A 12,306-nucleotide genomic window follows, 5' to 3' on the forward strand; every position below is an offset into this window, starting at 1 on the left:
TAAATATAATTTTAAAGTACAATAAAAAGATTGAATAATATTTTAGGGTTGTCTTAAAGCGAGTTAGCTAGATTTATTGATATAAGTTTAGCAATCTTTAAGACAATCCTTGAAGTCATTCTAGGAGGGATTTTTATGGATTACAGTGATAAAGTTCTAGAACATTTTTATTCACCAAGAAATGTAGGCACTTTACCTGATGCTGATGGCATAGGTGAATGTGGAGATGTAAGGTGTGGAGATGTAATGAAGATATATTTAATTATAGAAGATAATGTGATTAAAAATGCTAAATTTATGACCTTTGGTTGTGGATCTGCTATTGCATCATCCAGTATTGCCACAGAACTTATTATTGGAAAGACTCTAGAAGAAGCCTGGAATCTTACTAATGAATCTGTTATAGAAGCTTTAGATGGATTACCATCTTCTAAAATTCATTGCTCCGTACTTGCAGAACAAACTATACACAAGGCTATTAATAACTATAGAGAATCTCATGGACTTGAAAAGTGGAAGGATAAATATGACAATGAATAGATGATGTTTTTGGTTATATAACTTAGTCCACATTAATATTAGTATAAACTCTCTTTAAATAGGCAAGGATAGAAATATCATTTCCTATGAAGGGAGTTTATTTTATGGCTAAAAGTAGAGATTACATCTATATGGATGTAATGAATATCCAAGGAAAAAAGATAGGATATATAAAGGATTTATTAGTTGATTTTAATAAGGGGGAAGTGATAGGATTTAAAATTAGTCCATATAGATTATTGGGTAAGGAGTTTAACGTACTAAAAGAGAATATAGTATATTATAAGTCTCAGCTAGTAATTAACAATATAGTTAAGGATAAATACTTAGAATTTTCAAGTATTCTGAATATGCATGTTATAGATAAATGTTCTAATATATTAGGTTTAGTAAGTGAGGTTATATTCGGTGATGATGACTTTAAAATAAAAGGACTTGCAGTAAAAGATTATAATATATTCAGCATGTTTAAAAGTAGAAGTATTTTATTAAAACCATACTTGATACTAGGAGATGATTATATATTATATACAGCTGAAAACACTAATATAGCTTTGGAATGTATGCCTAATGTAGGAAAGAAAAAAGCTACTAATAAGGATGTATATTATGAAAAAGATTGATTGGAATTGGAGTAACTTAGGTAGGTTAGCAATAGCTCTATTAATTATAGGTATAATAATATTTTTATTGTGGAAGTTTCCTATTTTTACTGAGGTTTTAGGAGTAGTGATAATATCCTTTATAATTTCATATAGTATTAGACCTTTTCATAAGTTCTTTATGGAAAGGGGACTTAATAGAAAGTTAAGTGCTTTAATAGTAATTCTATCTATTATATTATTTGTAGTTATAATATTTTCTATTTTAGTTCCATGGATATATAATGAAAGTTCTAATTTTGCTGAAGTAATAGGTGAGATGAAAAGTTATTATGAAAGAATTACTGGAGATATTAAATATGTTACTGATAGTCCTTTCGTTAAGGAAGTATTATATAATTCCTATGAAAGATTCAAAGACGCTCTTATGGTAATTATATCGAATTTTTTATCAAAAATTGTATCTATAGCTGAAAATTTGTTATTGTTATTTATAATACCAACTTTAGTGTATTTCTTTTTAAGTGACGGAGATAGTATTTCAAAGGGAATCATGAAGTATATGCCTTTTAGCAATAAATATGCCATTAGAAGAGCTTTAAATCATATGGATAAGGTAATGGAAAGATATATAATAACTCAGTTTGAATTGTGTGGAATAATTGGTATATTGACCTTTATAGCACTAAAGGTAAGTGGTATAAAATATGCTTTAATATTATCTTTAGTAAATGCAGTGTTTAATATAATACCATATTTTGGGCCGGTTATAGGAGCTATTCCAATAATTTTAATAGCACTTTTAACATCTACTAAGAAAGCTGTTATTGTTATATTTTGGTTGTTTGTAATTCAACAGCTAGAAGGAGATATTATATGCCCTAAAATTTTAGGTGAAACTGTAGATTCTCATCCAGTAACCATATTATTACTACTTATAATAGGTGGAAGTATAGGTGGAATTTTAGGGATGATTATTGTAATTCCAGTATGGGTAATGATTAAAATAGTTGTAGGAGAAATAGATTATTATTTATTTTAGTTTAGAATTATTGACAATTGCTGAAATGCTAAATATAATTTATCATATAAGTAGAGAACCAGAATCTATGATTTGGTGTGAATCACTTACTCAGTGAACGCAGTGAGTCGAGTTTCAATTAAGTAGAGAACTCAAATCTATGATTTGATGTGAATCACTTACTCAGCGAACGCAGTGAGTCGAGTTTCAATTAAATATGAAGTTATGATAAGAATTAGTAGATATGGGAAGCTTTCAGAGAGAAAGTGGTAGGTGAAAACTTTCAGTGAAACATATTGAAGCTGTCTTGGAGCTATAATTAATTAAGAGATACTAGTTAATCTAGTATAATTAGGGTGGTAACGCGGAAAACTTTCGTCCCTTTTCAGGGATGGAAGTTTTTTTTTATTTTATTTTAGAAAAATTGAATAAAAGTCATTGTTATTAGAAAGAATTAGGAGGAATGTAATATGAATAATATGGGTTTAAATGAAATAAGAGAAAGCTTTTTAAAGTTCTTTGAAAGTAAAGAGCATTTAAGACTTAATAGCTTTTCTTTAGTGCCTAAGAATGATAAGAGTCTTTTACTAATAAATGCGGGGATGGCTCCATTGAAGCCATATTTTACTGGTATTCAGACGCCACCAAGTAAAAGAGTAACAACTTGTCAAAAGTGTATAAGAACTGGTGATATTGAGAATGTAGGAAAAACCTCAAGACATGGTACTTTTTTTGAGATGTTAGGAAATTTTTCTTTTGGAGATTATTTCAAAGAAGAAATTATAGTATGGGCTTGGGAGTATATAACAGAGGTTTTAAAAATATCTAAAGATAAACTATATGTAACTATATATCTTGAAGATGATGAGGCTTTTGATATTTGGACTAAGAAAACTGATATAGAGCCAAGTAGGATCTTTAGATTAGGTAAAGAAGATAATTTCTGGGAACATGGTGCTGGTCCATGTGGTCCATGTACAGAAATTCACTATGATAGAAAATCAGATCTTCCGCAAATAGAAACTACTGAAGAATTTATTAAAGCTGGTGATGAAGATAGAGTAATTGAATTTTGGAATTTAGTTTTCACACAGTTTGACGGAGATGGTAAGGGTGGATATGAGAGATTAACAAATCCTAATATAGATACAGGAATGGGACTTGAGAGAATATCTACTATAATGCAAGGTGTAGATAATATCTTTGAAGTAGATACAATTAAGGATGTTTTAAGTGCAGTTTGTAAAAAAGCTGGAAAAACCTATGGCGAAAATAAAGATTTAGATGTGTCTATAAGAATAATAACTGACCATGTAAGAAGTATTACCTTTATGATTGGAGATGGAATATTACCATCTAACGAAGGTAGAGGATATGTATTAAGAAGACTTCTTAGAAGAGCTGCAAGACATGGAAGAATTTTAGGAATCACAGATACATTTCTAAATGAACTTTGTAACGTAGTTATTGATAGTTCAAAGGGAGCTTATGAAGAATTAGAAGAGAAAAAAGACTATATTAAGAAAGTCATTAGTTTAGAAGAAGAAAGATTTGCAGAAACCATAGACCAAGGTATGGATATATTAAAATCCTATATCGATGAAATGAATACTGAAAAGATAAATGTATTAAGTGGAGAAAAAGCATTTAAACTTTATGATACTTTTGGATTCCCAGTTGAACTTACCGAAGAAATTTTAGTTGAAAAGGGAATGAAAATTGATTTTGATGCTTTCCATAAAGAAATGGAAAATCAAAGGAATACAGCAAGAGCTGCAAGAGGTACATCAAACTACATGGGAAATGATGAAGGTGCTTTAAACAATATTCCAATGGAAATAACTACTGAGTTTTTAGGCTATGGCACTATAAGTAGTAAAGGTAAAGTTTTATCTATGATAAAAGATAATGAGTTTGTAAGCAAAGTAGGAGAAGGGGAAAAATTTGTAGTTGTTACTGAAAAAACTCCATTTTATGCAGAAATGGGGGGGCAAGTAGGAGACGTTGGAACTATATGCACGGATAAATTCCAAGGGAAAGTTTTTGATTGTAAAAAAAGTACCAGAGGTCATATACTTCACTTTGTAGAAGCTATTAAAGGAGAACTTAAGATAGATGAAATTGTTGAATTGTTAGTAGATTCCACTGTGAGAAGTAATATATGCAAAAATCATACTGCTACTCATATGCTTCATGAAGCTTTAAAAGAAGTCTTAGGAGACCATGTAAATCAAGCTGGATCTTATGTAGATGGGGATAGATTGAGATTTGACTTTACTCATTTCTCAGCTATGACTTCAGAACAACTTAAAGAAGTAGAAGAAAGTTTAAATAGTGAAATTCTTAAGGCTTATGATGTAAACACGGAGATTATGACTATAGATGAAGCTAAAGAAAAGGGAGCTGTGGCTTTATTCGATGATAAATATAAAGAGGATGTTAGAGTTGTATCTGTAGGTGAATATAGCAAGGAACTATGCGGTGGAATTCATGTTAAGAATTCTGGCGAAATAGGGCTGTTTAAGATTCTAAGTGAGAGTGGAGTAGCAGCAGGAATCAGGAGAATTGAAGCTGTTACAGGTATTAAATCTGAAAGCTATGTAAATGAAAAAGAGGAATTATTAAAAGAAATATCTACAACTTTAAAGTGTGGAGAAAAAGATTTATTAAATAAGTTAAATGGATTACTTACTACTTTAAAAGAAAAAGAAAAAGAAATACAAGGATTAAAGGAAAAATTAGCTAGTGGTATTGAAGATGAAATAATTAATAAAGCTGAAAATATTAAAGGAATCAATGTAATTGCAGCTGCACTAGATGATATTGAAGGAGATGCACTTAGAAATCTATGTGATAAACTTAGAAATAAGGTTTCAGATGCAGTTGTAGTTCTTGGGAGTAGAGTTGCTGGAAAGGTTCAATTTGTTGTAATGGCTAGTAAGGAAGCAGTTGCAAAGGGTGCTCATGCTGGAAAGATTATTAAAGAGGTAGCTATCATCACTGGCGGTGGTGGTGGTGGAAGACCTGACATGGCACAAGCTGGTGGAAAGAAACCAGAAAAACTAGATGAAGCAATTTCAAAGGTAAGTCAAATAGTAGAAACTTTAGTAAAATAGTATACTTTTTGCATCCAATGATGGTATAATAGAAAATAAAGTAAGGTTGAGAAGGTGATATAATGGATAAACAACATACAGTTCAGTTTGATGTAATGAAAGATAAGAAAGATATGACAAAAGTTATACTAACTGATGTATATGATGCTCTAATTGAGAAGGGCTATAATCCAGTTAACCAGTTAGTAGGCTATCTTATATCTGGCGACCCAACTTATATAACCAACTATAATGGCGCAAGAGCATTAGTAAGTAAACTAGAGAGAGACGAGATATTAGAAGAAGTTTTAAAATCTTATCTAGATATAAAATAAAAATGCCTTTTAAGGCATTTTTATTTTAAAATTACACATAATATGTAATAGGTAAAAGTGTAATATGGTCCGTTAAAGATGTATATAGTGTTGGAATAATAAATTGATTTTATCCATTAGTGTTAATTATAATAGCATATAATTATTAATTTGTAATGATCAGAATAAGGAGCACCTATATAAGGATAAAGAAGAGGTTTGTCCTATGACTACCCGCTCTAATACTCCCATCTTCTTCAAAGTGGGAGTAAAGAGCGGCTACGACCCTGGATAACGATTTCCCCTAAAGGACAACGAATTCTAAGTATCGAAAATACTGATACTAAGAATTCTGTTAGTAACCTTCAGAGGGAGTAAATAACTCTGTTTATCATAATGGAGCTCCTATATTTGTAATATACAGTTAGGAGAAGAGCATGAGAGTACTTGGATTAGATGTGGGTGATAGAACTATTGGAGTAGCTATAAGTGACCCACTAGGCTTCACAGCTCAAGGAATTACTACCATAAGACGTAAAAAGGAAGAGGCAGATATAGAAGAAATTATAAAAATATGCAACGAATATAATGTTGATACTATAATTTCAGGACTACCTAAGAATATGAATGGTACTATAGGTGAGCAAGCAGAAAAGGTACAAAGATTTTGTGAAGCTTTAAGGGAGCACGTAAACATAGAAATTAAATTTTGGGATGAAAGACTTACTACTAGGGCAGCACATATGGCTATGTTAGAAGCTGATATGTCAAGAAAAAAAAGAAAAGGCTTGGTTGATAAGATAGCTGCTACTTATATTTTACAGGGGTACTTAGATAGTCTTAGTAAATAATATTATCATGAATAAGATAATATATAGTATAAACTTAAATAGGCACTTATAGCTTACAGAATAGAATTATAATATAGATAATTTCTATATAGAAAAATACTACAAATATGTAGAAGGAGGGAATTTTTATGGAAAATTTTTTAGAAAATATAACATTAACTGACGAAGAAGGTAATGACGTTGAGTTTGAAGTTATAACCAAGTTAGAAATAGAAGATACGGAGTATTTTATAGTAGCCCCTATTGATGATGAAAATGAGGATGCTATTGCATTGAAGGTTCTTAAGGATGAAGATGGAGAAGAATACTTTGCAACAGTAGAGGATGAAGAAGAGTTTAACATGGTTAATGATGCTTTTGAAACTCTATATGACGAAGGCGTTATAGAATAAATATACTTCACCTAGTGGTGAAAGGAGTAGTGTTAATTTATGTCTAATGAGAAAATTGAAAATTTAAAACTTATTCTAAAAGAAAAGGGCTATAAATTGACACCTCAAAGAAGGTCTATACTTGATGAGATTATTAAAAATGAAGGTAGCCACTTAACCACAGAAGAAATATATGATTTAGTAAAGGTTAATTGTCCGGAAATTGGACTTGCAACTGTGTATAGAACTGTTCAGTTATTAGAAGAAATGGGAGTGCTATATAAACTTGATTTAGATGATGGATGCAGTAGATACGAACTTTGTGATGAAGATGAAAGTCATCAACATCATCATTTGATTTGTCAAAATTGTGGTAAAGTCATTGAGGTTGAAGGAGATCTTTTAGAGGAGTTAGAGCAGGGAATAGAAAAAAAGTATAACTTTAAAATAAAAAATCATAGTTTAAAGTTTTATGGAATTTGTGATAATTGTTCTTTACAATAATAACTTTATTATTAGTAGAGATGTTATATAAATCTATACTATATGATATTAAAATTTCTATTAGAAATTAAATGTATATATGTACAGATTAGATTAAAATGCTCAAAAACCTAATCTTTTATATTAATAAAGTTAGGCAGAGCATAAAGAAAATTATGTAGAAAAGGAGGGTAGGTTTTGAAAAAAGAAAAAGAGAAGATTAAAATAATCCCTTTAGGGGGATTAAATGAGATAGGTAAAAATCTAACTGCTATAGAATATAAGAATGATATAGTTGTTATCGATTGCGGATTAAAATTTCCAGATGATGAGATGTTGGGAATTGACGTAGTTATACCAGATGTTACTTATCTAGTTAAAAATGTTGATAGAGTTACTGGAATATTTTTAACCCATGCTCATGAAGATCATATTGGTGCTTTACCATATGTATTAAAGCAAATTAATGTTCCTGTTTATGGGACTAAACTTACACTAGGAATTGTGGAAAGTAAATTAAGAGAGCATGCATTATTAGGAGTGGTTGACTTAAGAGAAGTTAAGCCAAAGGATATCATAAAGCTTACTAGTGTATCTGTAGAATTTATTAAAACAAATCACAGTATAGCAGATTCGGTAGCTATAGCTATACACACACCATTAGGTGTAGTACTTCATACTGGAGATTTTAAGATTGACTTTACACCTATAGATGGCAAGGTTACAGATTTAACTAGATTTGCAGAGCTAGGGAAAAAAGGAGTAACTGTACTCTTAGCAGACAGTACTAACGTAGAGAGACCAGGATACACTATGTCTGAAAGCATAGTTGGAGAAAGTTTCGAAAAGATTTTTCATGGTGCTAAGGGAAGGGTTATTGTTGCAACTTTTGCTTCTAATATTCATAGGGTTCAACAGATAATAACAGCAGCTAGAAAGTATAATAGAAAAGTTGCACTTTCTGGTAGAAGTATGGAAAATATAATCGCAGTTGCTATAGAACTTGGATATATTACTATAGAAGAAGATGCATTAATAAGTATAGATTCTATGGGAAAATATCGTGATGATGAAATAGTTATGATAACTACAGGAAGTCAAGGAGAACCTATGGCAGCTCTTTCAAGAATGGCAGCTTCTGAACATAAGAAGGTAAATATACAAAAGGGAGACCTAGTAATATTATCTGCATCGCCTATACCAGGAAACGAAAAATTAGTTTCTAAGGTTATAAACCAGTTGTTTAAACAAGGGGCGGAAGTCGTATATGAATCACTAGCAGAAGTTCACGTATCAGGTCATGCATGCCAGGAAGAGTTAAAACTTATGCATTCTTTAGTAAAACCGAGATTTTTCATCCCAGTTCATGGTGAATATAGACATTTAAAACAACATGGCGAACTAGCTGTTAAGTTAGGTTTGTCAGAAAAAAATGTGTATATAGGAGAAAATGGAGATCTTATTGAAGTAAGTAGAACATCTATAAGAAAAGCAGGTACGGTAGCTTCAGGGCAAGTTTTTGTAGATGGACTTGGAGTTGGAGATGTAGGAAATATTGTTCTAAGGGATAGAAAACATCTATCACAAGATGGTATTCTAACTGTTGTAGTTACCATGGGTAAAGATACTGGAAGTGTTATTGCAGGTCCAGATATAATTTCAAGAGGCTTTGTCTATGTTAGAGAATCTGAGGATTTAATGGAAAAGGCTAGAGAAGTTGTTAAAGAGGCCCTTGCACATTGTGAAGAAAAACACATTACTGAATGGCCTACTATAAAAGCAACAATTAGAGAAGCTCTTAGAGAGTACCTTTATGAAAAGACTAAGAGAAGACCAATGATTTTACCTATAATTATGGAAGTTTAAAAAGCTTCATTTTTCATTAATTGCTATAAGTTAAGATTACACAAATAGTAATTAATGACAAATCTATTCTGTATTGGGATTTAATAATGTTTTAATAACATTGACTTTTTATCCACATAATATTAGAATTGAAATAGTTAATTTAAATTGGATACTTAAGTATCCAATTTTATTTTGTGGTTTATTATTAAAATAAAATTTTGGAGGAAAAATATGAATTTATATACAAGAGAAGATATAAGAAACATCGCTATAATAGCTCACGTTGACCATGGTAAGACAACTTTAGTGGATGCGCTTTTAAAGCAGAGTAAAGTATTTAGAGAAAATGAAGTAATGCAAGAGAGAGTTATGGACTCGAATGATTTAGAGAGAGAAAGAGGAATAACTATTCTTTCAAAAAATACAGCAGTAATGTATAATGGAGTTAAAATAAACATTATAGATACTCCAGGCCATGCTGATTTTGGTGGAGAAGTTGAGCGTGTACTTAAAATGGTAGATAGTGTTTTACTTGTAGTAGATGCTTATGAAGGAGCTATGCCACAAACTAAATTCGTTCTAAAAAAAGCCCTTGAGCTTGGATTAGATCCAATGGTTGTTATCAATAAAATTGATAGAAAAGATGCAAGACCAGAGGCTGTTATAGATGAGATCTTTGACTTATTTGTAGAATTAGGTGCTACAGATGAGCAATTAGATTTTAAAATAATATATGCATCTGCTAGAGATGGAGTCGCAATATCAGAACTTGAAGATGAACCTGTAGATATGGTTCCATTATTCGAAGCAATTATTGAAACTGTGCACCCACCAAAAGGTTACATAGACGAGCCATTACAAATGCTTGTAACATCAATAGATTACAACGAATATGTTGGTAAAATTGGAATAGGTAAGATTGAAAGAGGAACTATTAAAAAGAATCAAACCGTAGCCCAAATGTCAAAGGACGGATCAAAGAAAAATGTAAAAGTATCAAATGTTTATACTTACGATGGATTAAAAAGAGTTGAGGTAGAAGAAGCTAAACTTGGTGATATTATAGCTATATCAGGAATTCCTGGTATAAATATTGGAGAAACAATAGCAGATGCTACAAATCCAGAAGCATTGCCATTTGTTGATATTGATGAGCCAACTCTTAGTATGAACTTTATAGTTAATAACTCACCTTTCGCAGGTCAAGATGGAGATTTTGTTACATCTAGACACTTAAGGGATAGACTTATGAAAGAACTTGAAACTAATGTAAGTTTAAGAGTTGAAGAAACTGATTCAGCAGACTCATTTAAAGTTAGTGGAAGAGGAGAACTTCATCTTTCAATTCTTATTGAAACTATGAGAAGAGAAGGATATGAATTCCAAGTATCTAAGCCATCTGTTATATACAAACATGAAAATGGAGAACTTTTAGAACCTATGGAAAACTTAACAATGGACGTACCAGAAGAATATATGGGAGTTGTTATGGAAAAAATGGGTCCAAGAAAAGCAGAGATGATTAACATGACTAGTGCTGTTAATGGATACACTAGACTTGAATTTAAAGTTCCATCAAGAGGAATAATTGGATTAAGAAATGAGTTTATGACTGAAACTAGAGGAAATGGAATAATGAACCACGTTTTAGTTGGTTATGAAAAATACAAAGGTGATATAGTAGAGAGAAACAGAGGATCTCTAGTTGTGTTTGAATCTGGAGAGTCTATTGGATATGGATTATTCAATGCACAAGAAAGAGGAAGATTATTTATAGGACCAGGAGTTCCGGTATATCAAGGAATGGTTTGTGGAGAATGTTCAAGAAATGAAGATATAGAAGTTAATGTATGTAAGAAAAAACATCTTTCAAATACAAGATCTTCAGGATCAGATGATGCACTTAAATTAATACCAGTACCTAATATGTCATTAGAACAATGTATAGAGTTTATAGCTTCTGATGAGCTTGTAGAGGTTACTCCAAAAACTATTAGGTTAAGAAAGAAAATACTAGATCCAACCCTAAGAAAAAGAGCAGCATTAAAGAAATAATATTTCCGTTCATGGGGGTGTAATATGAAGAAAATTGTAGGTATAATTGTAATTGTGTTATTAGCAATATTAGCAGTCAGTGGTTTTTATTACAATTATGCGACAAAGTCTCCATTAAAAGGTGAGGAAGTCACTGTAGTTGTAAATGAAGGGGATTCGCTTTACAACGTATTAGATAGGTTAGATAATCAAGGTTTTATAAAAAGTAAAACATTAATCAAGATTTATATGAAGTTGCATAATACTTCAGCAGAACTTGTACCAGGAACATTTAAGTTATCAGGTAATTTAAGCTTTGAGAAGATAATTGCTGTTTTAGAGAATAAAAATAATGAAGGCTCTATATCTGTAACTATTCCAGAAGGATATGATATAGAAAAAATGGCTATATTATTTGAGGAAAAAGGATTATTTACTAAGGATGAGTTCTTAAAAGCTATAAAGGAATATGCAGCTCCTGATTATATTCCAGCAAAGGAAGGAAGGAGATATGATTTAGAAGGATTTTTATTTCCGGATACATATTTCTTTAATCCAGGAGTTGAACCTAATGAAGTTATAGCTACTATGAATAATGCTTTTAATTCTAAAATTAAGAGTATTATTACTGAAGGAACTAATATTTACGATATAATAACTATAGCTTCTCTTATAGAAAATGAAACTAGAGTAGATAAAGAGAGACCATTAGTTTCCTCAGTTATATACAATAGGTTGAAAAAGGAAATGAAGCTACAGATTGATGCTACAGTTATTTATGCTTTAGGTGAGCATGTAGATACTGTTTTAAATAAACATTTAGAGGTAGACTCACCTTATAATACTTATAAAAATCATGGATTGCCATTGGGGCCTATATCTAGTCCAGGAATATCATCAATTTTAGCAGCAGCTAAGCCTGAAAGTACTGATTATTTATTTTACGTTTTAGAAAAAGATAAAACACATCATTATTTTACTGATAATGATGTAGACTTTATGAATAAGTTAAAAGAATTAGGATACTAAGATATTAAATTTAGAATAAAAAGTTGTAAGCTCAATAATTTTGAGCTTATAACTTTGTATTATAAAATTATTATATTCTTAATAGTAAATGTATATGATATGTATAAGAGATTTTAAA

Annotated in this window: 11 protein-coding genes and 1 other annotated feature; all 11 genes read left to right on the forward strand. The window is 30.8% G+C overall.

Features of this window, described 5'->3' with window-relative positions; all coding sequences use genetic code 11:
• Positions 1-135: 135 nt before the first annotated feature.
• Positions 136-540 carry a Fe-S cluster assembly scaffold protein NifU gene (gene nifU / locus B2694_RS14670; protein ID WP_346886370.1) on the forward strand — a complete coding sequence of 135 codons (405 nt, stop codon included), beginning with the start codon at positions 136-138 and terminating at the stop codon, positions 538-540.
• A 104-nt stretch (positions 541-644) separates the two neighbouring features.
• Positions 645-1,163 carry a PRC-barrel domain-containing protein gene (locus B2694_RS14675; RefSeq protein ID WP_035133245.1) on the forward strand — a complete coding sequence of 173 codons (519 nt, stop codon included), beginning with the start codon at positions 645-647 and terminating at the stop codon, positions 1,161-1,163.
• Positions 1,150-2,184, forward strand: a complete 1,035-nt coding sequence (locus tag B2694_RS14680; protein ID WP_346886371.1) for an AI-2E family transporter — start codon at positions 1,150-1,152, stop codon at positions 2,182-2,184. Before B2694_RS14675 ends, B2694_RS14680 begins: the two co-directional genes overlap by 14 nt.
• Before the next feature lie 195 nt (positions 2,185-2,379).
• Positions 2,380-2,549 (forward strand) — a binding site (T-box leader).
• An 84-nt stretch (positions 2,550-2,633) separates the two neighbouring features.
• Positions 2,634-5,279: an alanine--tRNA ligase gene (gene alaS / locus B2694_RS14685; protein ID WP_346886372.1), complete on the forward strand. Its 2,646-nt coding sequence runs from the start codon at positions 2,634-2,636 to the stop codon at positions 5,277-5,279.
• A gap of 62 nt (positions 5,280-5,341) precedes the next feature.
• Entirely contained in the window at positions 5,342-5,593 is a 252-nt protein-coding gene (locus B2694_RS14690) for an IreB family regulatory phosphoprotein (RefSeq protein ID WP_035133250.1), read from the forward strand.
• 416 nt (positions 5,594-6,009) lie between these two features.
• A complete protein-coding gene (gene ruvX, locus B2694_RS14695; protein ID WP_035133253.1) occupies positions 6,010-6,423 on the forward strand; it encodes a Holliday junction resolvase RuvX in 414 nt (137 codons plus the stop codon).
• A gap of 128 nt (positions 6,424-6,551) precedes the next feature.
• Entirely contained in the window at positions 6,552-6,815 is a 264-nt protein-coding gene (locus B2694_RS14700; RefSeq protein WP_035133255.1) for a DUF1292 domain-containing protein, read from the forward strand.
• 39 nt (positions 6,816-6,854) lie between these two features.
• Positions 6,855-7,298 (forward strand): Fur family transcriptional regulator, encoded by a 444-nt coding sequence (locus tag B2694_RS14705; protein WP_035133257.1) that lies wholly within the window; start codon positions 6,855-6,857, stop codon positions 7,296-7,298.
• Positions 7,299-7,475: 177 nt separating this feature from the next.
• Positions 7,476-9,143, forward strand: coding sequence for a ribonuclease J (locus tag B2694_RS14710; protein WP_035133258.1), 1,668 nt, complete (start codon positions 7,476-7,478; stop codon positions 9,141-9,143).
• 213 nt (positions 9,144-9,356) lie between these two features.
• Entirely contained in the window at positions 9,357-11,180 is a 1,824-nt protein-coding gene (gene typA, locus B2694_RS14715; protein ID WP_346886373.1) for a translational GTPase TypA, read from the forward strand.
• A 24-nt stretch (positions 11,181-11,204) separates the two neighbouring features.
• Positions 11,205-12,188: an endolytic transglycosylase MltG gene (mltG, locus tag B2694_RS14720; RefSeq protein ID WP_346886374.1), complete on the forward strand. Its 984-nt coding sequence runs from the start codon at positions 11,205-11,207 to the stop codon at positions 12,186-12,188.
• Positions 12,189-12,306 lie beyond the last annotated feature (118 nt).

It is taken from the genome of Clostridium sp. UBA4395, assembly GCF_002390995.1.
GTDB lineage: Bacteria > Bacillota > Clostridia > Clostridiales > Clostridiaceae > Clostridium_J > Clostridium_J sulfidigenes.